This window comes from Neobacillus sp. S1227 (genome assembly GCF_055385255.1).
Genome location: NZ_AP038276.1, coordinates 585356 through 611900, shown reverse-complemented (window position 1 = coordinate 611900; position 26545 = coordinate 585356). Strand labels below are relative to the sequence as shown.

23 protein-coding genes are annotated in these 26545 nt (G+C 40.8%); 8 read left to right on the top strand and 15 right to left on the bottom strand.

Annotated features, from left to right (window positions below; translation table 11 throughout):
- Positions 1 to 320 precede the first annotated feature (320 nt).
- From ACZ5AE_RS03025 to ACZ5AE_RS03010, 4 genes are all read right to left on the bottom strand, one after another.
- Positions 321 to 1478 carry a trans-sulfuration enzyme family protein gene (locus tag ACZ5AE_RS03025; RefSeq protein ID WP_464569327.1) on the bottom strand — a complete coding sequence of 386 codons (1158 nt, stop codon included), beginning with the start codon at positions 1476 to 1478 and terminating at the stop codon, positions 321 to 323.
- A gap of 912 nt (positions 1479 to 2390) precedes the next feature.
- Positions 2391 to 2720, bottom strand: a complete 330-nt coding sequence (locus ACZ5AE_RS03020) for a hypothetical protein (RefSeq protein ID WP_464569325.1) — start codon at positions 2718 to 2720, stop codon at positions 2391 to 2393.
- Between the two features lie 636 nt (positions 2721 to 3356).
- Entirely contained in the window at positions 3357 to 4379 is a 1023-nt protein-coding gene (locus tag ACZ5AE_RS03015) for a hypothetical protein (RefSeq protein WP_464569323.1), read from the bottom strand.
- Between the two features lies 1 nt (position 4380).
- On the bottom strand, positions 4381 to 4812 hold the full coding sequence (locus ACZ5AE_RS03010; protein ID WP_464569321.1) for a MarR family winged helix-turn-helix transcriptional regulator: 432 nt from the start codon (positions 4810 to 4812) through the stop codon (positions 4381 to 4383).
- Between the two features lie 232 nt (positions 4813 to 5044).
- On the opposite strand from ACZ5AE_RS03010, the gene ACZ5AE_RS03005 reads away from it, so the two are divergent.
- The 5 genes from ACZ5AE_RS03005 (at position 5045) to ACZ5AE_RS02985 (ending at position 11639) form a co-directional block, all read left to right on the top strand.
- Entirely contained in the window at positions 5045 to 5728 is a 684-nt protein-coding gene (locus ACZ5AE_RS03005; RefSeq protein ID WP_464569319.1) for a response regulator transcription factor, read from the top strand.
- A gap of 1 nt (position 5729) precedes the next feature.
- Positions 5730 to 6734, top strand: a complete 1005-nt coding sequence (locus ACZ5AE_RS03000) for a sensor histidine kinase (RefSeq protein WP_464573526.1) — start codon at positions 5730 to 5732, stop codon at positions 6732 to 6734.
- A gap of 381 nt (positions 6735 to 7115) precedes the next feature.
- Positions 7116 to 7796: an ABC transporter ATP-binding protein gene (locus ACZ5AE_RS02995; protein ID WP_464569317.1), complete on the top strand. Its 681-nt coding sequence runs from the start codon at positions 7116 to 7118 to the stop codon at positions 7794 to 7796.
- Complete coding sequence (locus ACZ5AE_RS02990) at positions 7796 to 10390, top strand: ABC transporter permease (RefSeq protein ID WP_464569315.1); 2595 nt, start codon at positions 7796 to 7798, stop codon at positions 10388 to 10390. Before ACZ5AE_RS02995 ends, ACZ5AE_RS02990 begins: the two co-directional genes overlap by 1 nt.
- Positions 10391 to 11162: 772 nt before the next feature.
- Positions 11163 to 11639, top strand: coding sequence for a hypothetical protein (locus ACZ5AE_RS02985; RefSeq protein WP_464569313.1), 477 nt, complete (start codon positions 11163 to 11165; stop codon positions 11637 to 11639).
- 194 nt (positions 11640 to 11833) lie between these two features.
- Here the strand turns inward: ACZ5AE_RS02985 and ACZ5AE_RS02980 are convergent, their stop codons facing one another.
- The 9 genes from ACZ5AE_RS02980 to ACZ5AE_RS02940 form a co-directional block, all read right to left on the bottom strand.
- Positions 11834 to 12817 (bottom strand): right-handed parallel beta-helix repeat-containing protein, encoded by a 984-nt coding sequence (locus tag ACZ5AE_RS02980; protein WP_464569311.1) that lies wholly within the window; start codon positions 12815 to 12817, stop codon positions 11834 to 11836.
- Between the two features lie 27 nt (positions 12818 to 12844).
- Positions 12845 to 13852 carry a right-handed parallel beta-helix repeat-containing protein gene (locus tag ACZ5AE_RS02975; RefSeq protein ID WP_464569309.1) on the bottom strand — a complete coding sequence of 336 codons (1008 nt, stop codon included), beginning with the start codon at positions 13850 to 13852 and terminating at the stop codon, positions 12845 to 12847.
- A gap of 402 nt (positions 13853 to 14254) precedes the next feature.
- Positions 14255 to 15409 carry a serine hydrolase domain-containing protein gene (locus ACZ5AE_RS02970; protein ID WP_464569307.1) on the bottom strand — a complete coding sequence of 385 codons (1155 nt, stop codon included), beginning with the start codon at positions 15407 to 15409 and terminating at the stop codon, positions 14255 to 14257.
- A gap of 123 nt (positions 15410 to 15532) precedes the next feature.
- On the bottom strand, positions 15533 to 16198 hold the full coding sequence (locus ACZ5AE_RS02965) for an LbetaH domain-containing protein (protein WP_464569305.1): 666 nt from the start codon (positions 16196 to 16198) through the stop codon (positions 15533 to 15535).
- 179 nt (positions 16199 to 16377) lie between these two features.
- Positions 16378 to 17523 (bottom strand): ABC transporter permease, encoded by a 1146-nt coding sequence (locus ACZ5AE_RS02960; protein ID WP_464569303.1) that lies wholly within the window; start codon positions 17521 to 17523, stop codon positions 16378 to 16380.
- On the bottom strand, positions 17523 to 18635 hold the full coding sequence (locus tag ACZ5AE_RS02955; RefSeq protein WP_464569301.1) for an ABC transporter permease: 1113 nt from the start codon (positions 18633 to 18635) through the stop codon (positions 17523 to 17525). Before ACZ5AE_RS02955 ends, ACZ5AE_RS02960 begins: the two co-directional genes overlap by 1 nt.
- A 12-nt stretch (positions 18636 to 18647) precedes the next feature.
- Positions 18648 to 19586 carry an ABC transporter ATP-binding protein gene (locus ACZ5AE_RS02950; RefSeq protein WP_464569299.1) on the bottom strand — a complete coding sequence of 313 codons (939 nt, stop codon included), beginning with the start codon at positions 19584 to 19586 and terminating at the stop codon, positions 18648 to 18650.
- A gap of 115 nt (positions 19587 to 19701) precedes the next feature.
- A complete protein-coding gene (locus tag ACZ5AE_RS02945) occupies positions 19702 to 20802 on the bottom strand; it encodes a sensor histidine kinase (protein ID WP_464569297.1) in 1101 nt (366 codons plus the stop codon).
- 1 nt (position 20803) lies between these two features.
- On the bottom strand, positions 20804 to 21448 hold the full coding sequence (locus tag ACZ5AE_RS02940; protein ID WP_464569295.1) for a response regulator: 645 nt from the start codon (positions 21446 to 21448) through the stop codon (positions 20804 to 20806).
- Positions 21449 to 21507: 59 nt separating this feature from the next.
- Between ACZ5AE_RS02940 and ACZ5AE_RS02935 the strand changes: the two genes are divergently transcribed.
- Complete coding sequence (locus tag ACZ5AE_RS02935; protein WP_464569293.1) at positions 21508 to 21663, top strand: hypothetical protein; 156 nt, start codon at positions 21508 to 21510, stop codon at positions 21661 to 21663.
- A 107-nt stretch (positions 21664 to 21770) separates the two neighbouring features.
- Here ACZ5AE_RS02935 and ACZ5AE_RS02930 read toward each other — a convergent pair whose 3' ends face one another.
- Positions 21771 to 23153: an aminotransferase-like domain-containing protein gene (locus ACZ5AE_RS02930; protein WP_464569291.1), complete on the bottom strand. Its 1383-nt coding sequence runs from the start codon at positions 23151 to 23153 to the stop codon at positions 21771 to 21773.
- A 115-nt stretch (positions 23154 to 23268) separates the two neighbouring features.
- Between ACZ5AE_RS02930 and ACZ5AE_RS02925 the strand changes: the two genes are divergently transcribed.
- Positions 23269 to 23988, top strand: coding sequence for an AzlC family ABC transporter permease (locus ACZ5AE_RS02925; protein ID WP_464573525.1), 720 nt, complete (start codon positions 23269 to 23271; stop codon positions 23986 to 23988).
- Complete coding sequence (locus ACZ5AE_RS02920; RefSeq protein WP_464569289.1) at positions 23979 to 24305, top strand: AzlD domain-containing protein; 327 nt, start codon at positions 23979 to 23981, stop codon at positions 24303 to 24305. Before ACZ5AE_RS02925 ends, ACZ5AE_RS02920 begins: the two co-directional genes overlap by 10 nt.
- A 412-nt stretch (positions 24306 to 24717) precedes the next feature.
- Here the strand turns inward: ACZ5AE_RS02920 and ACZ5AE_RS02915 are convergent, their stop codons facing one another.
- The gene (locus ACZ5AE_RS02915) at positions 24718 to 26397 is read right to left on the bottom strand and encodes a glycerol-3-phosphate dehydrogenase/oxidase (protein WP_464569287.1); all 1680 of its coding nucleotides are present in this window, start codon (positions 26395 to 26397) and stop codon (positions 24718 to 24720) included.
- Positions 26398 to 26545 lie beyond the last annotated feature (148 nt).

Below are 26545 nucleotides of genomic sequence, written 5' to 3'. Positions count from 1 at the left end.
GGAAAAAAATTGCTGAATTTTGGTGGTGGAAATAAAGAGAAATAAAAAAGAGGCCGAGAATCGTCCATCATTAGCATGATGATAAATGAGAATGAGAATGCTGCAGCAATTAATGGATTTCTGAATGTGAAATTTTCTAGAATCAGAGCTAAAAAAAAGTGCCAGTCCCCCCACCCGAAAATGTTGAACTAAATCAACAAATTAGGGTAGTGACCGACACTTCCTGTATTGGATAATAAATTAGCCGAAATTCCCTTAATTGCGTTTCATAAACAAGGATAGTGAAAGCCGGTGTATTACTGCCAGCTGTCCAGTTCCCGTTATTGTAAAGCCATTTCGAGATCCTTCCATATATCTTCTACTTCTTCAATTCCAACCGAAAATCGAACGAGTCCATCATCGATCCCTGCTGATTCTCTTTCTTCCTTAGGGATAATCGCATGTGTCATCGAAGCTGGATGTTGAATTAAGGTACCTACATCCCCCAGGGAAACGGCTAAAGTGCACAGTTTTACTGAATTCATCAGTTTAACACCAGCCTCGTATCCATCCTTCAAGACAAAAGATATCATCGCCCCAGGACCTTTCATTTGTTTTTTCATGATATTTTTATCTTCAAAACTGGCCAATCCTGGAAAGTAAACCTTCTCTATAGCCTTATGTTTTTCCAAACGTTCCGCCAAAATTTGTGCATTTTCTTGTGAGCGATCCATGCGAATGTGCAATGTACGTATTCCTTGATAGAGAAGCCAGGCATCCATAGGGGACAAGTTGGCTCCCATCGTCTTCTGCACTTCTTTTCGCATCGGTTCAATAATTTCCTTGCTGGAAATCACAAGTCCGCCAATAAGGTATCCATGACCCGACAGGTATTTAGTTGCACTGTGGACGACAATATCAATGCCACAAAGAATAGGATTTTGTAAATAGGGGGACAAAAAGGTATTATCAACAACAGTCAAGATCCCCTTTTGCTTAGCGACTGCCGCTACACTCTTCATATCCACTAAGGAAAGCGTAGGATTAGAAGGGGTTTCAAAGTAGACCACTTTTGTTCTATCTGTAATGTGCGGTTCAAGCTCTTCCCCTGTCTTAAACGGTACAAAAGTTACATCAATTCCAAACTTTTTCACCGTTTTGGATAGGAATGCGTGTGTCGCCCCGTACAACGCTGTGTGTGCCACAACATGGTCTCCAGCCTGCAGTAAACCAAAAAGGCAGCCCGTTATGGCAGCCATTCCGGAAGAGAAAGCTAAACAACCTTCACCAAATTCCAATTCCGCTACCTTCTCTTCTAGTTCTCTTACATTTGGATTACCCAAGCGTGAATACATAAATCCTGGATCTTCTCCTGCAAACCGTTGTGCTCCTATTTCTGCAGTATCAAAAACAAAAGTTGAGGTCAAATAAACAGGGGGGATGTGCGAGCCATGCCCTGGATCTTTATTTACTTTTACCAGTTTTGATGAATAGTTCATGAGTATGAAGCCTCCTAATTTTAGTTAATCTGAAACGCTGCTAAATTTATTTTTTTCCTATAAGCAGTGTATGCAAAAGTTATGCCCACTCTGTAGACCTTGTTAATTCAACATTTTTAAAAATCGGATTTATTTTCATTATTGTTAAGGTGTACTGCAAAACATAAGTATGATCAAACATCGACTTTGGCATATCGATAATATTTTTCCAAAGATGGAGAGAAATTTATGCTTTTTCTTTTGCGAAGGCTCTTTTCGTAAAGTTTGTTGTTTTTGGGAATAACACTATCCGTTCCTTTCCGCTACAGGCGCTTGCTTTCCGCGGGGAGGAAGTCGAGCCTCCTCGACGTTCCGTCTGCGGGGTCTCGACCTTTCCTCTATTTCCCGCAGGAGTCAAGCGCCTTTCGCTCCAATCCACTCGGTGTTTTCAATATAGTTAAAAGCAACAATATATGAGAAAAGAGCCTTTGCGAAAAAGAAAATGGCCGATATCGAATTAGAAATCGGCCTTAACAACATATTCATAATACTGCAGATTTGTATCTTGTTTTGTTTTATTCATTCTACAATCAAAATATAGATGATTACCCCCTCCACTATCTGACAAGAGGAAATATCTTGTCTGAGATTGGAAGTGTTTCTTTACATGCATTATATGTAACCGTTATTGTGCTACTTTTAATGCCATCGAATGTTATACCGCATGTCGATAGAGATATTTTTTTGAGTACAAAGGTGTGGTGTTGTTAATAAGCAATAAATGTCCAAGACTCGCAGGTATTTTATGAGGGAAATTAAATATATAAGATTGGCTGGGAAGCAAGGCAAATTGTTAATCAATATAGTAATGGCTACTTTGAATAGCAATAAAGATAGGAAGCAAATGGAGTAATTAAACAACAGTCTATAAAATTAGCTAAAACACACTCTTACACTCCCTTCTTTTTTCGCTGTTGCTAAACAGTTAAGTATAAAATCCTGGATTTGTTTTTTATCCCAAGTTACAAAATCACTTTCTGGCCGAGAATTGCTATTATCAAATAATTGATGGTAAGAATTCAAAGCCATTTCAATTTGCTGTATTGAGTATGTAGAACAGTCGCCTGATCCACTGACTCCTGCATTATAATCATTTGCATCAAGAAAACTGTAGAGTAAGATGGCATTATAATTCCCCATGCTAAACCGTGCATAAGCAATTTCTTCTCCTGCTTTATTGTATCCTGAAATATCGTGACCCATTTATAATCCTCCTTCAAAAAAATTTGTAAACCAGAAATGATTACTCTACCTTAGGAAGTTGATAAAATAGGCTACATGCCTCATCACTCCTTTCACGTTGTTTATATATTCAGGTACTTTTCTTGAAAAATTATGATTGGAAAAGGATGATACAATAGAAAAATGTGAAGATTCAATAAAGAGGACGTTCGGAAACATATGACTAATTCATTAGCTGTTATATTCTTATGGATTTATCATACCGGGGTATTGATGGAGAAAATGATGAAGGACAGAAACAAGATAATTTTAAAAAATAATTATTTATATTGCCTCGTTTCCATCTTGCTGAATTCCTACTAAAAAAATAATATCACATTACATTTCAAATAAAATAAGTCTTTTCTAAAGCTTTTCTACAATTATGTGAACACTTTCTTTCGTTAACCATTAGTACCTGAACAGAGGCAGCGCCCCGGAAAATTAACGAAAAGGTTTTTACCCTTTATTTACCAAAATGGTACAAACAGCCCAAGTCATGAATTCGACTTGAGCTGTTTATTTTAAAAGTATTTATAGATTAATGTGTATAATAATTTTCTATTTTTAGCAACACATACCGTGCTGGCAAGTCCCCTACTCACATGTTTTTCTACATCAGCTACTCTTTTCATTACCAAGTTCTTGTATCATTTTTTTAAATGTATAATAAGCCGGTTTGGGAGAGTAATCATCCCGCATAATACCATATTGATGGAATAAATCCTCTTTCGTACTATCTGCATCTCGGAGTCCAAAGAGCTCATAGTGGGTAATATTCAATTCCGTACGCAAATCATAAATAGTTTGGATAAGGATTTCCAACGCATTCGCTTGATGCTCATATGTTCTCTCTCTATTTGTTAGTGGATTCTTCCCGGTGGGCCAGCCATTCTCTGTCACTCGAATAGGAACTGAAGCAGGGATTCCAGCAGTACTTAGATGTATTTCTCTAAGGTCACGAAGTATCCGTTCCACTGAAGCTGGTATGTCTTTTAAATCGAGAGGCTGTTCTTCGAATACATCCACATAAAAATTATGACCAACAAAATCAACGGAGTTTATAAATGATTCTCCCCCTGCCTTCGCAAGGTTCTCCCAAAAATGGGGAACCGCCGCTTGACTTTCCGGCACCGATCCAAACCCAATCTTTAACGGCAGATTAAGTCTCTTAGCTTCTTGTTTTGCCGTAATGACTCCTTCCACCAGGGCTTGCATGATATATGGTTTTGAGCCTTCCATAAAGGACAGATTAGGTTCGTTTGTGATTTGCAGAGAGGCCAAACGGGAGCCATATTTGTTTATGATGGTTTTAATAAAATCGAGCCAATGACGTATTTCGATCTCTGTTTCCTGCTCATCCGTCCAATCACCGACACCCACGGTCAAGTCCTCTAATAACCCAGCTGCCAAATACTCCTCAGCACGAGCGAGCATTTTTGCTTCCCATTTCTTTGTATAGATTAGATAGTTCCTTGAATTAAGTTTTTTTGCTCCCCCTTTAAGGTCACTTATCGCAGTTTGAATTTTTTCATAATTGTCCTCTGGTCCCTGAGCCAAACCAAAAGGAGTTCCTGCCACACTTAATGGATAAATTCCAAAAGTTAATCCAGACAATCTATTTCGTTCACTCTGGTTCATATTATTCCTCCATCTTCTTTAAGAGAATATTTACTTTATGTAGAGAAAAAGCTAAATCTCTCTTCTCTTCGTCTGTTAACTTCGATAGGTTATTGGTGAATGCTTGATAGATTTCAGTCCATTTTTTATCTTGGATTTCTTTTCCTTTTGATGTAATCAAGACCTGCACCGCGCGTTTATCTTTAGGGTCTGGTACTTTAATCAAATACCCGCCTGCTTCCAAATCACTTATCACATTGGTTAGCTGCTGCTTGGCAATACTTAGCCCATTGCTGATATCTTTGATATTTACTGCCCTTTGTTGCATATATAGAAACTCGATTACATGATTCTGAATATGAGTTAATTCTGAGGCATTTTTGTTTAACTCCTTAAAGCTGTGAAATAAATTAGGAATTAACGCGATGTATTCTTTTGCGATTATATCATTCATTAACGATGACCTCTTTTCGACATAACAGTAATTATATTATTACTATTTTAGTCAAAAATCAATAAATATTTCGCATTTTGGTAAATATTCATTTACCAAAATATAAAAAGGAGATTTGCGTAAATAGGTTCACATAACATCAATTTCTGCCTCTCGGAACATGCGGCTTTTTTGACGACAGCCCGCTCTTCCAATAAGATTAAAGAATAACCATAACGTTAGGATGAACACTATGAAAATTTTATTGGTCGAGGATGATCGCACCATTGCTTCCGGACTAGAGTTTTCCTTAAAACAAGAGGACTTTGAAACCATGCTTTGTCCTAATGCCGCTTCCGCAGCAGAGATCATTCAGAACCACCTCGATGAAATCGATTTATGCTTATTTGACCTAAATCTGCCGGATGGGAACGGTTATGACTTATGTGAGCTCGTGAAGAAACGGCGGGATATCCCGGTCATCTTTTTAACCGCCTATGATGATGAAGTGAACGTGGTCATGGGTCTTGATATGGGAGCGGATGATTATATTACCAAGCCGTTCCGAATCCGTGAACTTGTTTCGAGAATGAAGACGGTCCTCCGCCGTTACCATCGTCAACCCCAGCAGAAAAACACGATTGACATCGAAGATATTCAAATTAACACCCTTGAAGGAAAAGTATATAAACAGGGAAAAGAAATTCTGTTGACGGCATTAGAATATCGGCTTTTCCTTATTTTCGCGAATCACATTGGACAGGTTCTCACTAGAGCCCAGCTGCTCGACCGCATTTGGGATGTCGCTGGTGATTTTGTTAATGACAACACCCTGACCGTCTATATTAAGAGATTGCGAGAGAAGTTAGAAGACGATCCGCAAAACCCAATGCTGATTAAGACAGTAAGAGGCATGGGCTATAAGGTCGGTGAGTGAGTTGCTTCGCAATCAAGAGGTTCAAATCCTCCTAGGCATTCTTCTGTTGATTAGTGCGATAGGCTTTGGTTTAGCGGCCATTTTTATTTCCATGCCCGCGGCCCTGTTTGTTCTTGTCGTATCCATTTTACTGATTAGCTGTACACTGATTTTTACCAAATGGCGTTACCGGGAAATCGATAAACTTTCTGGATATCTGCAGCAAATCAGCAATGGCCACTTTCAGTTGGACGTCCGTGATAACTATGAGGGTGAGTTGAGCATATTAAAGAGTCAAATATATAAAGTGACCACCATGCTATCTGAGCAGGGGGCGGTTTTACAGGAGGATAAAGTGAAATTGACCAATGCAATTTCCGACATCTCCCACCAATTAAAAACCCCCCTCACTTCGATGATGGTCATGGGTGACTTGTTACGTGATAAACGGTTGGATGATGCCAAGCGGGCAGAATTCACCCGGAATCTCCAAGTCCAACTGGAGCGCATGGAATGGCTTGTTTCTTCCTTATTAAAGCTTTCGAAAATCGATGCGGGAACAATCTCATTTAAAAAAGAAAAGGTCTTTGTTGCTCCACTCATTCAAAAAGCAGTCGAGCCATTATTGATTCCAATGGAGATAAAAATGCAGACTTTATCCGTCACGGGTGATGAACAGGCAAGCTTTATTGGTGATTTCAACTGGACTACGGAGGCGCTTATTAATATCATTAAAAACTGTATCGAGCACACTTCCGAAGGCGGCGATATCTCCATTTCTTTTTCGGAAAATGCGCTTTTCACAGAGCTTACGATTTCCGACAATGGGAAAGGAATTGCTAAGGAAGATCTCCCTTACATTTTCAAACGGTTTTACAAAGGAAAAAATGCGAGTGACGACAGTGTCGGGATTGGTCTTGCAATGGCGTACAGTATCGTGACCAGCCAGCAAGGTGATATTATCGTAAAGAGTAATAAGGACGTTGGGACGACGTTTCAAATTAAGTTTTACAAGCAGGTGATCTAATAGGGTCTTTTTAAAAGACTCCATGATGGACGTATGAATTGGCATGCGTCTTTTTCTTTGACGGGGCCAGGTTATGCGCCCTAGTTGATAAATAGACGGAGAATTTCCGCTTATTTAGAAAATCTCGGTAAATAGGGCATAAATAGACGGAGATTTCCGCTTATTGACTCAAAAAAATGGAAAAAAGGAGATTTTCCTTTTCATAAGCGGAAAACTTCCGCTTATATTCCCCAAAACGGGCTTCATTTTATATTTAACCGGAAAAACTCCGCTTATTTAGCTGGTTATCCCAAAGTGAATAAATTGTCACTTAAGAGTCACTTTAAAGTCATACTGACCCGGTATACTAACCTCAGACAATGAACGTATGGGGGTTTTTTCATGAATATAGTAGAAGTTAAAAATCTTTCAAAGGTGTATGGCAAAGGCGAAACGGCCGTTAAAGCACTCGATGATGTGTCCTTTTCCGTAAAAAAAGGCGAGTTTGTTTGCATTATCGGCCCGTCTGGCTCGGGAAAATCGACGCTGCTCCATTTGCTTGGCGGCGTGGACCGCCCAAGCAGCGGGAAGGTGCTCATTGATGGAACCGACATTTATGACCTGAATGAAACACAGCTCGCGATTTTCAGACGCCGGCAGATTGGCTTGATCTATCAATTTTATAATTTAATTCCGATCCTGACCGTAGAGGAAAATATGACGCTGCCCATGCTGCTGGATGAGCAAAAAGTGGACTCTAACCAGTTTAACAAGATTGTTAGCATTTTAGGTTTGAACGAACGGCTCTCCCACTTGCCCAACCAGCTTTCAGGCGGCCAGCAGCAGCGGGTCTCGATTGGACGAGCGCTCATCAGCAATCCCGCCATCATGCTTGCCGACGAGCCGACGGGGAATCTCGATAGTAAAAATAGTGAGGAAATCATGGAATTGCTCAAAATGTTCAACAAAACCTACAATCAAACGTTGATTGTGATCACCCATGATGAGCGGATTGCCCTTCAAGCTGACCGGATTATTTCCATTGAGGATGGCAAGGTCGCCAAGGATGAGGTGACCCGGTAATGAATATTATCAATAAAGTGACCATTAGGCATTTGAAGGAAAACAAACGCCGCTCCCTCGTAACGATCATCGGCGTGATCATTTCGGTGGCGATGATCACCGCAGTAGCGACACTTGGATATTCTTTTTTAGACTTGTTGGTTCGTCAGGAAATTGCCGATAATGGCGAGTGGCATGTTCAATATAAGGATGTCACGTTAGACCAGCTAGAAGCAATAAAAAAAGACAGTGAGACCAAAACCATTGCTCTTTCCAGCACTGGCTATGCTGCCCTAGAAGAATCACACAATAACTATAAACCGTATTTATTTTTTCAAAACTATGATAAGGGTGGATTGAAACAATTCCCGATCAAGGTCAGCTCAGGCAGACTCCCTCAAAATGAACGTGAGATTACCATTTCTGAGGCGGTAAGAAGCAATGCAAAAGTCGATTATAAAATCGGAGACAAACTCACGGTAGACATTGGGGAGCGATTCCATTCAATCGAAGGAACCATTCTAGCCCAAAATGACTCCCTGCAGCGCGATGGTGACAAGCTATTCGAGGAACTGAAATTCACCCAAACCAAAGAATTAACCATTGTTGGGACGATTGAGACTCCGTCCTGGGAACCGGCTTGGTCACCAGGGTACACGGTTATTGGCTATGTGGATGAAACGGCCATTAGTAAAAATGAGTCTGTTGATGCGTATGTCGTGTTAACGAAAGTAAAAGGGTCCCTTTTCGACCATGCAAAAGCTTTGGCCAAAAAGCATGGAATCAAAAAGGTGAATTTTAACAGCGAGTTGCTCCGCTACTATGGAGTCACGGCTAATGATGCTCTGCGGATGACACTGTTTTCACTTTCCGGCATCATTATGGGCGTGATTATTATTGGCTCTGTAGCCTTGATATACAATGCGTTCGGAATTAGTGTTTCCGAGCGGGCCAGACATTTAGGCATGCTTTCGAGTGTTGGTGCCACGAAAAAACAAAAACGCAATTCGGTCTTTTTTGAAGGAGCGGTGATTGGAGCCATCAGCATCCCGATTGGCATCCTTGCCGGACTCGGCGGGATTGGCCTCACTTTTGTGTTTATCAATACGTTTATCCAGGATGCACTCAATGTTTCTGAGAAGCTGGAATTAGTGGTCACACCGGCTTCGATCCTGATTGCCTGTGGCATTTCAATTCTGACGATCTTTATTTCGACCTATATCCCAGCGCAGAAAGCCTCCAAGATTTCAGCGATTGACGCAATCCGCCAAACTCAGGATATTAAACTGTCAGGGAAAACGGTGAAAACCTCCAAGCTTGTCCGAAAAATCTTCGGGCTGGAAGCCGAAATTGGGTTGAAAAACGTCAAACGAAATAAAAAGCGATACTTGGCTACCGTCTTCTCGTTAGTGATTAGTATTGTCCTATTTTTATCGGTTAGTTATTTTACCGACAACCTGAAAAAATCGGTGGAGATGTCGCAGGAAGAGGTTCAGTACGATATTCAAATTACAAGCAGCGAATTAGAGAAGGAAGAGTTAGCTCAGTTTACGAAGCTCGATTACGTAACGAAATCCACCATCATGGAGGAAGCGCAGATTGAGGCACTCATTGAAACGAAAGACCTTCCATCACTATTGAAAAAGCAAATTCAAGAGAACAAGGCAGCTCTTGAGGATGGGAAGTTCCCTTACTATGTTGTCATAAATAGTTTAGATCAAGAAAGTTTCAATGAATATGCTGAAAGTATTGGTGTGAAGGCTGCAGACTTCATTCAACAAGACACGCCAACTGCAATTGTGATTAACCAAATTTCCTATCAGGATCCTGAAACCGGAAAATTTATCGAAACAAAAGCGATCCAGTCAAAAGAGTGGAGTAAGATTGACTTATTGGCCATGGCGGATGGGAATTATGAAGAAGAAGAAGAAAAGCCAAAACGGGAGTTTGTGGGCAGTGTTACAATTGGTGCCCTTACCGACCAAGTTCCAATGGGGGTTCATACGACTTCACTAGGAGGGGTTAATCTGATCGTTCCTGAAACAACCATGGAACAATTAGGTATCGATCCTGATCTAGTGAATCCCTATGTATATTTAAATAGCTCTGACCCAATGGCTACGCAAACAGCAATTGAAGACATGGACGATTCAAGCATCCATGTTTACAATGTGTATCAACGGCGCCAGCAAGATGAACAGATGATTATGCTTCTGTCGGTGTTTACCTATGGGTTTATCACGCTGATTTCCTTAATATCGATCGCCAATATTTTCAATACCATTTCAACCAGCATTTCGCTTCGGAAACGTGAATTTGCGATGCTGCGTTCCGTTGGCATGACTCCGAAAGGTTTTAATAAAATGATCAATTACGAGAGTATCTTTTATGGGGTGAAGGCTTTGTCCTACGGACTCCCCCTTAGTGTGCTTGTCATGTTTGGAATTCATCGCTCCCTTGGCAACACCTTTGAATATGGGTTTAGTCTGCCATGGATGAGCATCCTGTTCGTGATCGTCATGATATTCTTGATTGTCGGGGCCGCCATGCTGTATTCGATTTCCAAAATAAGAAAAGAGAACATTATTGATGGCTTGAAACAGGAGAATATTTAAAGGAAACACGCGGTTAGCGATGCTAATCGCGTGTTTCTTTTAAATATTGGGAAAGATATGAATGTAATCGATTATTTAAATTGGTAATTTGGATTTTGAAATCGGCCTGAGATAAATAGTAATGAGTCGGCGATTCTAGCACTTTTTGAGGCAATGAACTGCCCTTTTTTTATTACCACATAGACTTTTCTTGGAAATAAAAAAGCACTCGTATTATGAGTGCTTAATGGTTCCCAAATCAGAAAATCTGATCGATGCTTATTCTAGTGGTGTAAGGTCTGTAAGTTTAACTAATTTAATATGGTCATCGTTTTTAATTTCGCAGTACCCGCTATCGTATATCCAATGAATTACATAAATTTTCGAATCGAAGATTACTTTGCTTCCTATTGCCAACAAAAAAAATGCCCCCTGCTTTCTGTTTGGAAACCGTTATTAAACATATCAGGGAAAACGTTTTTAATTCAAATGTTAATTCTTAGAAATTGAGGCAACATAAGAATTGAGTAGTGGAACGTTCAGTAGCCGTAGTTTTTTGCTGGGTTAACAAAAGTAAGTCTTTTGGTTCCGGTTAACGGGAGAGAGTTTGGCTTTTCTTTAGGGGAAAATAACACCAAATGATTGGATAGAGGAGGATTATTCCGTTATTGCAGCAACTCAGATTCACAAAGAATAACTAATTGTAAAAAATAAAGGGGTTGTATAAAGATGGAATGCTTGTTTAAGAATAAACAAATATCTTATAAAACAAATTAACCTTTGGGTGATGTTAATGAAAAATCAAAAATTGCTTTTACTTTCTTTATTGGTTTTGCCTTGGTTAACGGTACCTTTTTTAGGCGGGAAGGCATTTAAGCGATTTCTGCCTACTGCGATATTTATGTGTACATTCACTAAAGCTCTCGATTTCTATGGTGAAAAGAAAAATTGGTGGAAATTTTATAAAGGGATCGGACCTTTCAATAGTATGAATTTTATGAATTTAGGTCCTTACCTAGTCACTAGCTTATGGATTTTAAAAATGACTTTTGGCAGATTTCCGTTATACATGATTACAAATACGGTTCTTCACGCGGTCTTTATCTTCGGCGGACTAAAATTTGTTAAACACTTTAAAATATTTTCCATAGAAGACTTGTCAAAAATTAAATACTTAGCAATAAATTTTTTAAGGGCTCTGATTTTATATGGCTTCCAATATATAATAGAACTCACTAACAGTCGTAAGTTATTTTATTTTAAAAAATAATAAAGTAAAGAACAAAGTAACATTTTCTTGCACTGTCGGATGCAATGAAAAAAGGGAGACCGCTGGGGCGGTCTTTTGAAGTAACGGGATTGAATGAGGCAAGAGGTATTATTCAAGATATAATATTTCTACAAGTGGTAATTTTAAAACCGCTTCAAAAAATAAGGAACGGTCAAAACCATACTTTTTTAATATTAGTCACTACTCTCATCGCTGCGTTCGTCATTGCTGTGGTCTTTACATTCGGAATTGTTGACGAAGTTATTGTTTGATCCGTTGTTTTTGATATTACTTGGATCATTGTCGCACAGCTGGTTTCTAAAGATCATGTTCTTATTGGCTCCACTGTTGATCTTTATGCCGAAGTCTTTATTGTTTTCGATTTCGTTTCTTTCAATAATTGAAAAATTGCTGTTCAATTCAACCCCGCTCTGTCGATTTTTCAAAATGGAATTATTGCCGACAAACGCGTTGTCGCTTTCAATCAAGACCCCATCTCTGCGGTTTTCGCTGATTGAATTATCAACGATTACTGTGTTGGTACTGGAAACTCCTGCTGCAAAGATTCCATGAAGCATGTTTTGATACAAGTGGTTCTGCACAATCAGCGTATTATTCCCGTTTACAAGTATACCGTTTCCGCCATTTCTCTCAAAATAGTTTTGGGCAAAGGTGTTGTTGTTTCCGGCCGGGTTGAGAATACCGTTACCTTTGTTGTGGCAAATCTCGTTCTTTATAATCCAGTTATTGCTGCCGTTTATTACTATACCATCACCATTCAAGCGACTAACATCATTTTTGTAGACCAGATTACCGTTGGAGCTCAGCTGAATACCGTCATTCCCAATCTCCAGAAGCTTGTTGCCAACAAGTCGATTAAACCCATTGCCGTTAACCTGTATGCCGATATTGGTATAGTCCCTGATGGTAAATCCATTAATTTCTACACCAGTCACGTTGTCCAGCGTAAACGCGTTGGAAAATCCATTGTTTCCCTTCAGAACGGCATTTTTACCTGCAGCGATTATACGAATATTGCTTTTGGTAGATGGAACGGTAACAGACTCCCGATAGACACCGTTTTTGACCAGAATCACATCGCCTGGCTGCGTGGTTGGTGCGTTAACAGCGCCGCTTATGCCCCCAGGGGTAGCTTGATTAACATTAATAATCGCCAAATTTTTTCACCTCTTGATCCAATGAACTCATGATGATTCCTCATTTTGCACAAAATTATTGTCTGTCCCGTAATCGACAATATTTCGAGGAATGTTATCCTCAAGCCGGTTTCGCAAGATTAGATTGTCGTTTCCGTCCGTCGGAATCTTAATCCCGTCGAATTCGTTTTTCCGAATCGTATTTCCCTCAATAATATTGAAGTCAGATTGGAATACGATACCGCTTTGTGCGTTTCTTTCGACCAGATTGTCCGCGATGAAGTTGTTGTTCGCGCTGGGTATACCAAGTACTCTACCTACTAAAAGTATTCCATGGCTGAATATGTCGAAAATGTGATTATTGATCACAACATTGTTGGGTCCTTCGAATAACAATCCATCACCGCTATTAAAAAATTTGTTATCCATTACTAGCGAGTTCATTGGTATTGGTGCGTTCTGGACTATTTGTGTAAAGATCATTTCAAAAGGAACTTTCGAAAAATGATTGCCAATGAGCGCGTGGTTTTGGCCAAATAGATCGATCCCGTCATCACCAGAGTTTTGAGATTCGTTTTGTATCACCCAGTTGCTTTGACTGTTTCTATCGAAACTAAACATCGTTTCTCCCAAACGGATGCCGTCGTTTTTCCAAGCTAAATTTCCATCCGTGTCAAACTCCACCCCAACTCCGAATCTGGTTGCAAAACGAGCTTGAATATTTTCGATCCTATTCCTAACAAGGCGGTTTGAACCTCCTGTTACATTGTCTCCTATTACATTAATTCCAAAATCAGTATAGTTTTTTATGGTAAATCCGTTGATTTCCACGCCGGTTACGTCATTTAGCTCAAACGCAGTAGACAATGTATTCTGGCCATCCAGAATGGCATCCCGGCTTTCAGCGATAATCCGGATGAAGTCCTTGCCAGCGGGTATGTTTACCTGTTCATGATAATTCCCGTCGGCAACCAGTATGACATCGCCTGACTGTGCTGCGGTTACCGCGCCGTTGATTCCGCCGGATGTCGCAGGGGTCACATTAATAATAGCCAAGTATTTCCACCTCTCATCAAATTTTCATGTCTTGTTACTATAAGATGTGAAATTGATGGGTTATGAAATGGACAAGTTACCTATGAGATCCGTCCAATTTATCAAAACAGCGGCTTTCCTGCTAGGAAGACCACCTTCTGAATTGTTCTCCCGTATCCAGCAGGACCCGCAGCCAAATGCGAAGTTCAACATTACGTTGATTTACAGCAAAACGCAGCTCTACCAGTCACCGCCCAATAAATATAAGGCAATAAAAAAATTGGGCCAATACCCAAATTACTTCAAACATAGTATATTAATATTTCTTTATAAACTGTAAATGAGCAGGCCAATGAAGTGACCTGCTCTTTTTCTTGATATTAGTTTGTATTTTACAACTTACCAGAACTTTCCTCGTGCGCCCTAAAGCGTACCGTAAATAACATTGCGCAGCCTTGGCTGATAAATGGCTTCAAAGTTTGGGAACATTTGCTGCATGTAGACAGCTGATAAATTTTCTTTGGGGTCGACCAAGAGCCATGTACCGGCCATGCCAATCCAGCCAAATTCGCCTAACGAGCTGTTGCTGCCTCCGGCGGCTGGATCAATCATTGTCCGAACACCAAGTCCGTATCCATAACCACTTAGATGATCCCAGTTATAAAACTTCAGAAGTTCTGGCGATAGATGATTGGCCGACATCAGTTCGATAGTTTTCCGGCTTAAAATGCGAACACCATCCATCTCTCCGCCATTCGCCATCATATGTCCGAAGCGGCTATAATCTTCCAGAGTCGACAGCAGTCCGCCGCCGCCGCCTTCAAACTGAGTGCCTGGCTGGTATCGTGCGTCCATTCTCGTATTTTTTATTAAGTCACCTTCTTCATTGCGGTCATATAAGCTGCAAAGACGGTCTTTCTTCTCTTCAGGCATCTTGAAAAAAGTATCCTTCATTCCCAGCGGATCAAAGATTTCATCTTTTAAAAATTGACCAAAGGTTTTGCCGGACAGCACCTCAATTAATGCCCCAAGAACATCATGGCTCATTCCGTAATGCCATCGGGTGCCCGGGTCAAATGCGAGCGGAATGGAAGCAAGCGCTTTTGACAACTTACGAACGTTCCATCCCTCCTTTTGGGCTTCTGTCTCTAACACCCTGCTTACTTGACGCTCCGTTTCAAGGGAGGTTCCTCCGTAAGTTAGGCCCGATGTCATCCTAAACAAGTCTTTAATAGTAATAGACCTCGTTGCAGGGACTACTGTTATCTCACCATTTTTGCCAGTTTGATAGAGTTGGAGATTTTTGAATTCTGACAAATATTCTTCAAGAGGATCATTTAGCAAGAAGAGGCCGCGCTCATATAACATTATAGCAGCAACGCAGGTAATCACTTTCGTGTTTGAATAAATTCGGTAAATGGTATCAGGTGCAATGGGCTTTTTTGTTTCCAGATCGGCATAGCCGGCGTAATCTTCAAAAACAACTTTTCCATTTTGCATGACCGACAAAGCACAGCCTGCAGGACCGTTCTCTACGAATCTTTTTAATAACTGGCTTAATCTATGTAACGATTCCAACTGCTTCCTCTCCTTTTTCGAAGCGTTTTCACTACTACTGATTATAGTATTATTTTGATAAAATCTGAATCATTATTTCAGTGCCTCTTTCCAAATAACTCCATAAAATGAACTTAAATTACACTAACAAGCCAGCCCGCAAGAACATTTATTTTTTCCAAAAAATAAGGAGTAAGCCGCTGGGAATTCTTGATTAACCCTTTGTACTTCTTTGGAAAACTCCTCCTCTGTTTGAGGCACGGGTGATAATCGGTCTGCCTTTCCTTGGGTATCTATATGAGCGCCCGGGGGAACAAACCGATTGGGTTCCAAAATCACTCCATTTGTTACAACAGCTCCTGAAGAAATAAAACTCCCTTCCCCTATCAAGGCATTATAAACAATGGTATTAAAGCCGACAAAGACATCATCATCCACCCGACAAGGACCATGAATCAATGATCCATGAGCACATGAAACCTTATTTCCGATATAAATGGAATATTTTTTATTATCCTTTTCTATATAGCTATTTTTAAGACCATGGAGAATAACACCGTCCTGCAAATTGCTATTGCTGCCGATATAAAATGGTGTTCCTTCATCGGCCCGGATACTTACGAATGGACCGATATAGGTATTACTCTGAATGGTTACATCACCAACAATATAAGTAAACGGACTTAAGAACGCTTTATTATGAATCATTGGAAATTTCGGATAAGGATTCACCGAAGTGAGCGGATTATATCCTATATAATAACTATAAATATTGAAAGGGCCATTTTGACTACCAGAATGATTCCACAAAATGTAACCTCCTTTGAGGAAGCAAAATTTCTTCTTACTACTTATACGTGGAAAGTTTTATTTCATTCTTACAACAGACTTATTTCATTACAAAATAAATGCATACGTTTGATGACGGAAAAAAATAAATAGACAAATTGAAAAGAGGCACGAGATCCGTCTCCATGCCTCACTTCGCCTTATACAAAATTCTCTGTTGTTTTATTGCGGCTGAATCTATAGACTGCAATTAAGAAAAATGCCGCCGCAAAGGCAAACAGAATCAGCAGGTTCAGAGATAACTCACTGAACACATGCCCTTCTTGCAGCTTCGTTAACGTATCAAGCGTCCAGCGCTGCGGCAGGAAGTTCGCTATTTTCTGCAAGGTTGTTGGCATGACTTCCACTGGCCAGAAGCACCCGGATAGCATCACGGTTGGGGTGATAATTAAATTCTGTAAGGCGCTTGCTGCACTGCGGCTTTTCGAAAAGGAAATCAACACAAGTGATAGGCCAACTGCAATCAGTGAGAACAGTAGCATAACGACAGCCGCTTCCCAATAAGAGATGTTCAGGCCAATATGAAAGACACTTTTCATGATGGTTAGAGTAATAGCAACCTGAATCATCATCACCAGCATGTTAACCAACACATTTGCCAATAAATATTTTCTTGCGTTAATCGGAGTCGATAACAGGCGAAAATAGGTGCGTTTTTCTTTTTCCAAGAGAATGATCTCGGATAAATTACTTGCAGAAAGCAGCATAATCATAATCAGGAAACCAATCGTTTGCGTCGTCATATGTCTATTCTTCGATGTATCCGCCAAAGAATGTGTTGAGAGTTGAAAGGTCGATTGCTGGTAATCCTGATACATCTGCTGAAAAGTCTGTTGATTTCCACCTGCAGCTCGGCTGATCGTCGAGATATTATCGATATATTGATATAAATAGGACTTTACGAAGCCTGTCACTTGTGCGCCTTTGATGGAGGTGAGCTGAATATGGTCTGGCCGCCCCGCCAATACACTGTCTGAGTACCCCTTTTCAAAGGTAATCACACTGTCTAGCTTGCCGGAAACTATTTCTTCTTGAACCTGCCCTACTTCCAGCTCGGTAATCTTCACATTCTCTAATCCTGCTAAAAACTGAATCGTATCCGCCGTCATTTCAGCTTTGTCCTGATTGACAACGCCGACATGCAGAATCATTTTTTGATCCCCGCCATAGGCCATCAGCGCAATAAAAATTCCGATTAACGGCATAAACAGGTATAGCAAGATGTTTTTCTTTTTTCGAAATGTCACACGTAACGTGTTTTGAACGATCCAGAGGATATCCCTCATTATAGCCCCTCCCTTCTTTGAAGTGAGATGATTGCCACTAGTAACAATAAAAACGAGCCAATCAGATTGATGCTGAGTGCCGGAATGACGGCAGCAAAGTCATTTGCATAGATGATTTTCGTTATCGCTTCATTCATCCAGGTAAGCGGTGACAGCTCCGTTATCAGTTTAAAGATTCCTTCCGGATTTTCTATTTTAAAATAGGCCCCGCCAAAAAAGGACGATAGCTGCACCACGATCATAATGATGACTTGAGGAGCCGCACTTGATTTCGTTAGGAAGCTGATGCCAATTCCCAAACTAATGGCAAACACCACTTCTGTCAGCAGAACAAGAAAAACCAGCCCCAGATGGTCACCCCAGTTTGCCTTGAATAATAGCTTGCTAAACAGGATGACGAGAATGACACACAAGCTGTTGCTTACGAGACTCCCCAGCACTTTTCCGATAAAAATTTCACTTTTCCTTACCGGTGCAGCAATCAGGCGATCTGCCGTCCTTCTCACGCGTTCACTGACAATCAGGGAGCTTGCCGGTATCGCCCCGTACAGCACAATCATCGTCGTGATGACAATCGCATAATAATCCATCGATCCCGGCTGCTTATTTGGGCTTAGCGAGGTTTCTTTAATAAAATCCTTCTGCTCTCCCGCTGTAAAGGCTGCTTCCAGCTTTTCAGGTGCTGTCTTCATGATTTCGGAAGCGATATTATACTTGTCAACATACCCGGAGACCATACCTTCCAGGATACTCCCTTTTATACTATTATCATCATTGACATACAGCTGGACTCCATTTTCAGTCACCTCTATATACCCATCAAAGGTACTTCGCTTCACTTCTTTTTTTCCATCTACTTGATCGGTGACTTTCTTAAAATGCATCCCCGACTTTTCCGCTGCTGTGATAAACTGCTGAAAGCTCCCGTCTTGTGTTGTATCTTTATATAACACATGGAGATCATCCACAGGAAGACTGGTCGTAAACGTGTTCGACAGGGCTGTTCCAAGGACGAGCATTAAAAGAATCGGGAAAGCTAACAAGAAAGTCAAGGTTTTGATGTCCCTGAACTCTGTTTTAATGCCTTTCCAGGCAATATTGAGTATGTTCAATGTGAATCCCCCCTATTGGTCCCTTAGGTTTCTTCCGGTTAAGGTTAAAAACACAGTCTCTAAATTTGGGGCCTTTTCTTGGAGGCCGCGGATTTCAATCCCATTGTTGATCAAGTGCTCAATGATTTTGTTTAAATTATTGACGCCCGTATCCGAGTTGATTTTAATGAAATATTCCTCTATTGAAACAGCTTCGACGCCAGGAATTTCTTTGATTCCCTGGATGTTCAAGTTTTCTGAAGATTTAACCTCAATCCATAAATCCTTTGTATTGGTTATGAGTGATTTCAGTTGCTCCTTCGTTCCCTCAGCTATGATTTTTCCGTGATCGATGATGGCAATCCGCGAACAAATCTCTTCGACTTCCTCCATATAGTGACTTGTGTAAATGATGGTACAGCCCATTTCGTTTAGCTTCTTAACTGAGTTCAGAATATAGTTGCGGGACTGTGGATCGATGCCGACTGTCGGTTCATCCATAATGATCAGCTTCGGACGGTGGGCAATGGCGCAGGCAATATTTAAGCGCCGCTTCATCCCCCCGGAAAAACTATTGGGATAGCTCTTATGTTTATCTTGCAGGCCGACAAACTCAAGGGCTTCCACCACAAGGTCATGCAGTTCGGAGCCGCGCAGACCGTATAGGCCGGCAAAGAATTTCACATTTTCATAGGCCGTCATGTCCTCATAGATGGCCAAATCCTGGGGAACCATGCCAAGGTTCATTTTTGAAAAGCGGCTGTGTTTGGCTGCGTTTTTTCCAAGTATACTAATGATGCCGTCATTACAGCGCAGCAGTCCGGCAATCATATTAATCGTGGTGCTTTTCCCCGCACCATTGGCCCCGAGAAAGCCAAAGATTTCACCCTCGGCAACTGTTAGACTCATATTATCAACCGCAATGAAATCTGCGAATTTCTTCGTTACATTCTTTATCTCCAACACGTTCATCTCTTCACCCCTAAATCGTTTGTATAGTTCAAGTATAAAAAAAAGAATGAACCTGCATAAGTGCAATCGTTCATTCTTTTCACATGAGAATTTTCATATTGTGAATGTTAGATTTTCATATCGGCAGGAGGGTGGTGATTGAAAAGCCGTTGGTGCTGTCGACAATCACCTTTCCGTCCACCGCTGCGGTGCGCTCCTCCATCCCAATGATGCCAAGCCCTTTTTTAATTGTGTCTGTTCCCGCCCCATTATCCTTCACTTCGACTCTGACCAGTTTATTTAACACTTTCAAATCGACTGAAACAAGCGTTGCCCGGGAATATTTCATTGCATTTGTGAGCGCCTCTATGACATTTTCATGGATAATTTTCCACTGAATCGGCGAAATGATGTCTAAATTCCCTTCATATGTCAGCACAGTTTTGATGGGCTGTTTGGCATTGACGTCATCAATCATCAGCTTCAGGCGATGAATGCCGACTTGCTCTGTTGGAGGCTTCATATTTTTCAAGGTCAAGCGGATGTTTTCGATGCCCTCCTTTGAAATCTGGATGGCGTTTTGCAGCAGCTCGGCTGCCTTCCCCGGATCGGTTTCCAGCAGCCGTTTGGCCGCTTCCATTTGAAAAAGGGCCCCTGTCATCGAATGACCGATTTTATCGTGAATCTCCTGTGAAATTCGATTTCGCTCCTCTAACTTGAAGGTATATTCCGACTGCCGAATGTACTCGGTATTTTCATTCACTCGCTTGGTTAATTTCCCCATCGCTTTTCTCATCGAATCCATCTGCGCTTCATCCTTCACCTGCATGTGATGGAAGCTTTGTGTGACAGAATGAAGCATAAAACAAAAGATGGCTACTAGCCCGTAAATCAGCTGGAACGGTTCCTGTAAATAAAAGATCGGGAGAATGGCGAGAAGCAGTCGTATGAATTTCTGTTCAATAAAGCCTGCGGCCAACTCCACAATGGATAGCGGCAGAAGAATGCTGAAGATTGGATGTACCAGGAAATAGGCTGCCACGGTCATACAGATGGATCCGATGAGAAGCAGCCTTTTGATGGCAGTATGTTTAAAAATATACAGAGTGATATTGATGCAAAAATAAAGCAGAAAGGTAAGAACCGCCAAGGCGATTGAACTACCCTCTGCCCGTACAAAGTAGAAGGCCATATACAGCAAGAGGACGAGCTTCGTCCCAATCATCCATAGCTCCATCCTATTCTACTTTCCCCTTCAGATAGTAGATCGCAATCTGGGTCCGGTGCTCAAGCCCCGTCTTGTTTAAGATTGAAGTTATATAATTGGCCACCGTCCCTTCGGAAATAAACAATTGCTTGGATATCACTTTATTGGAATACCCCTTGGCAATCAGAGACATAATCTCACGTTCTCTTTCGGTGAACGGGCTGAGGTCCAATGGCGTCTCTGGAGCTTTTTGTTCCTCGAGATTGGACTTTATTTTTTCTAAAATAACATCCTGAATAATGCTGTTTCCGTTATACACACTCTTGATCGCATCACGAATTTGTTCGGGGTCATTGTTCTTCAACAAATAACCTTTGGCACCATTTTTTATGGCCTCAAGAATGTATTCATCATCATCAAAGGTGGTTAAGATGATCGGCTTCGTGCTGGTTTGCTCGGTAATCAGCTTGGACGCCTCCACCCCATTCATATTGGGCATACGCACATCCAGCAGGGCAATATCGACCTTGTTCTTTAAGCAATAGTCTACGGCCTCTTTTCCATCACTCACCGTATCAAGCACCTCAAACTCATCATATGTATTAAGGATAATTTTCAAGCCTTCTCGAATAAAGGAATTATCATCCACAATGATCACAGAAATTTTCACAATCATTTCCACCCCTGCCAACTTTTATCTGTAGTCATTATAGCAAGAATTGGGGAGGAAATGGCGTGTCGATTGAAGCTAAATTTATATTACTGCGTTTGGTCCTCATTTATCACGATACATGCTTTGTCATTTCCGGTTTGATGTTACTACCGAATAAAGATGAGGCGGATCATCCAGCTCCGGATGTAGATATTTTAATGATACTTATAAAAGAATAGATTCTCTTACAATTATTTCTATTACGACTTCCACAGGGACAGTTCTCAAAGTCCAATCAATTGTTTATGTCTTTGTATCAAAAAAACATCAGAACCGTCCCCATGCTTCAATCCAGCAAAAATCTTTTTAGGATGCTAAGCCCTTTTTCCAATTCATCTGAGTCTTTAGGAGATGTGAGCGAAATACGAATAAATTGCGGAGATTCATCTTTTTTGACCAAAAAGCGATGAGAATGGAAAACATGGATTCCCTGGGTTAACGCCATATGCTCGAACTGGTTTAGCTGCCACTGTTTATGCAATGGAATCCAGCGAAAAAAACTAATCGGGTTTTCGGATGGATGCAGGATTTGGAAGTACTTCTGGTACACCCGATTCCGTTCTTGTGAGATTTCCCGTTTCTTCTTAATGATCTGATCAGCAGCCCCTGTATTAATTAATTCTGTGATAATTTCTGCGTTTAAGGCAGATGTCTTTACATTAAGATTGAAAATTCCATATGTTATTTTTTCAACAAACTGATGGGCGTAAGCGATAAATGCAACGCGAATACCGGAGCTGAGTGATTTGGCAATACTCAGGATATAAACAAACCGTTCCGGCACAAAATGGGAAATCGGGTAATAGCCATCCGGTGCCAGAAACGAGTATACGTCATCCTCTATTAAAATAAGCCTATGTTTATTGATGACTTCAGCTATTTCCTTTCTGCGATCCATACTCATTGTCACAGCAGTTGGATTATTGCAGGAAGGACTCAAATAAATTCCTTGCAATGGATTTGTTCTGCAGACGGCATCTAGTCTTTCCGGAGTCATGCCTAACTCATCCCCCTCGATAGGGATTAATTGGATATTCAACATTTTGGCCAGTTCAATAAAATTTGGATAGGTATAGATATCCACCGCAATTTTATCTCCCGGATGATACAAGGCCATAAGTATCAACGAAAACGAATTTTGCCCGCCTGAAGTGATCGCAATATTTTCAATGGGCGCATCCATGTTAAAACGCTGCATCCACTTTTTGGCTGCCATTCGATGATACGGCATTCCCAATGGGTGCCTGTAATCTAGTAAGCTTTCAAGGTAATCTTTCGAGGCAAGGCTTTTAATCGCTTGTGCGACAAATGAGTGTGTGTGATCAAGGGGCTTAATGATCCCCATCTCTACATAATTCTTATTCTCATCACTGTCTGCCATGAAAATAGCATTTTTTATATTGGGAGTAACAAAGGTTCCCCTTCCGGTAACGGCATAGATTAACCCTTTCACTTCGCAGATTTTAAATGCCCTTGTGACAGTGCTGAGGTTAATATCAAGATAATCTGCTAATTCTCGCTGCGGAGGTAGTTTCGTATTGGGGGCGAGAAAGCCATTGAGAATATCATATTCTAACAAACTGGCAATCGAACGGTACAATGGAGGCACCAGCTGTTTTTTATCCGGCTTCCACGACATAGGATAATCTTCAAATGAATTAACTGGCATATAACACCCACCTCCTCGAAAAATTGTATTGCATACAATTATATCATTGAAGCCATACAATCAGGATGGTAAAGTAATCTTAATACAAATAATTTATAACAGGGGGTGAAGGATGATGAACATTAGTGAAAACACTATTTTGCGGGAAGAAAGCAGCTTCCTTGCTGGTGTACGGGATTGTCTGCCCACTGTACTTGGTTACTTAAGCATTGGATTTGCGGCCGGTGTTGTGGAAAAAACCGCAGGCCTTTCAATTGTGGAAATTGGTCTGATCTCCTTGCTTTTATATGCAGGTTCTGGTCAATTTATTGCTGCCGCGATGATTGGGGCTAATAGTCCCGCGCTAGCGATTATCTTTACTATTTTCTTTATTAACCTCCGCCATCTGTTAATGAGCGCGGCGATATCGCCCTATTTCCGTCATCTTACACCCTTCAGGAATGTATTGATCGGTTCATTACTTACAGATGAAACATTTGGTGTCGCCATGAATGAAGCAGCTAGTAAGAAATGGCTCAGCGAAAAATGGATGCACGGCCTCAATTTAACGGCTTATTTGAATTGGTTCCTTGCCAATCTTGCAGGAGCATTTTTCGGAGAGTGGATTTCTGATCCGGAAAAATTCGGCCTTGATTTTGCATTACCGGGCATGTTTATCGGCCTTCTTGTCCTGTCAATGGTCAGCCGAAGAAAATGGATGAAAGATATTATTGTTGCCCTAAGTGCTGTTGCAATTGTTGTCGGGGTAAGTATGGTGGCATCTGGAAGCGCAGGGGTAATCGTGGCGACAATCATTGCCTCCACGATCGGATTGGCGGTGGAAAAATGGAAGTAAGATGGTCGATCTTTTTAATTATTTTTGGCTCTGCCCTTGTCACCTTTATTCCAAGAGTGCTTCCGATTGCTGTCTTAAGTCGTGTTGAACTGCCAGACTGGGCGATGCGCTGGTTGAGCTACGTTCCGATTGCCGTTATGGCAGCACTAGTGGGGCAGGAATTGCTCATGCCAAACGGAAAATTGGTACCTTTGCAAGATAACCTGGAACTAATCGCCGCGTTGCCGACTTTTATTATTGCCATTGTGACACGCAGTTTATTAGGAACTGTTTTAGCTGGAATCATCGCTATCATGGTATTACGGTTTGTGTTTTAAATTGATAAAATGCTATGAAAAAAAGGTACACAGGGACGGTTCTCATTCACCAATTTATGTCTTTCAAAAAAATGATGAAGCAGAACCTTCCCCATGTCACTCTCTATCTTAAAAATGAGAATTATACTGATTTATATTTTTCTTTTAGAAAGGCGATACTCCTATTAATAAAAGGTTCCTTTGTTTCCTCTAGTAATATATTTATTAAAGGTTTTTTCTGTTTTATCAATTTAAACACAAGCTCGTAATTCAACAGTCCCTCTCCAACCGTTGTGGTTTTCACCCAGTTATTTTCAATGATAAAATTTATATACAATATCTAGGTAAACATTTCCCGTTTCAGTTCCAACTACACTGCATCCAAAATCTCTGGCAAAACGAATATGCTCCTTGAATCGATCCAAAGCCTCAATTAGTAATTAGAAACATTTTGTTTTCCATCATTCTGTCCAGTTGCTTCCTCTATTGCACGCTCAAGTTCCGCAATAAATCCTTTTTCTTCGGTTTTAGACCATCCGAACACCTTTGACATGTATCGACAAACATTATTATTCGATTTTCTAACAGAATCTATATCAAATAAAAGGTTCCCTGTTCTCCTAAAATAAAAATCAACAGGGGTAGCCACCATTTCATATTCAATACCATAAATCAGTTTTGCAAAAATAGCTACTGGAATGCCATACTTTTTCGACTCCTCTTTTTTTCCTTTTAACAAATCAAATACAACTGGGGCATTTGATCCATAGAACGAGGCTAGATGAGTGGCATCCTCTTTGGATAAACCTAATTTCATGCCTTGTTGGGCTGTTTTCTCAACAAACATTGCAAAGTTCTTGGAACCACCAATGTCGCCCCCAGAAATCGGAAGGATTAATGTTTGACATCCCTTTATTTTGCAGCCTTCTTCAGAATTTAATTTTTCGGCAACAACGTTAACAATGGTTTCAGCCATCTTTCTGTATCCCGTTAGTTTGCCTCCGGCAATTGTAATCAAGCCTGATGCAGATTCCCATATTTCATCCTTCCGTGAAATCTCTGATGGGTCTTTACCTTCTTCAAGGATGAGCGGACGAACACCTGCCCAAGCTGATTCCACATCTTTTTGACTTGCTTTTACGTCGGGGAACATAAAGTTAATGGCATCGATAATATAATCTACGTCCTCTTGAGTGATTTGCGGCGACACGGGATCATCATAGTAAAAGGTATCGGTCGTCCCTACATAGGCTTTCCCATCACGAGGAATTGCAAAAATCATTCTTTTATCATTTTTTGTATCAAAATATATCGCCTGTTTTAACGGAAAACGAGACTGGTCAATAACGATATGGACGCCTTTTGATAAAATTAGTCCTTTTCCTTTTTTGGAACCATCCTTCTCTCTTAGAGAATCTACCCACGGACCCGTCGCATTAATCACTTTTTTTGCCTTTACTTTGAATGTTTCTCCCGTTAAACGGTCTTCCACCAGTACCCCAGCAACTTTGCCATTTTCATAGAGAAACTCTTGAACCTTTGCATAATTTAAAGCCGTTGCTCCTTTATCAATAGCGGCCTTCATCACTTCAATCGTTAACCTTGCGTCATCGGTACGATATTCCACATAATATCCGCCACCCTTTAAACCATCCTTTTTTACTAATGGTTCTTTTTTAAGAGTTTCTTCTATACTGAGCATGACTCTTCGCTCACTTTTTTTCACTCCAGCAAGGAAGTCATAAATTCTTAGTCCAATGGAGGTCATAAATTTGCCAAACGTTCCTCCCTCGAAGAAAGGAAGCAGCATCCACTCAGGAGTGGTTACATGAGGGCCATTTTCATACACAATGGCCCTTTCTTTTCCAACCTCAGCAACAACTTTAAAGTCTAACTGTTTTAAATACCTTAATCCACCATGCACCAGCTTAGTAGAACGGCTGGATGTTCCGGCAGCAAAGTCCTGCATTTCAACCAGTGCAGTGTTGATGCCGCGTGTGGTTGCATCCAAGGCGATTCCTGCGCCTGTGATTCCTCCGCCGATAACAAGTAAATCAAATGATTTCTCTGTTAAATTAGAAATAATACCGTTTCTTTTTAAGTTGGATAACATTTACTTTTCCTCCTTTATACGTAAAAAGAGACCGCAAACAGCATTGCCTCTAAAAGACAATGTGTTGCGGTCTCTCCATTTCTCCTACCAATTATTAACTTATTTACATTATAGCAAAATCTATTTCTTTTTGTAAATGTCAAATTTT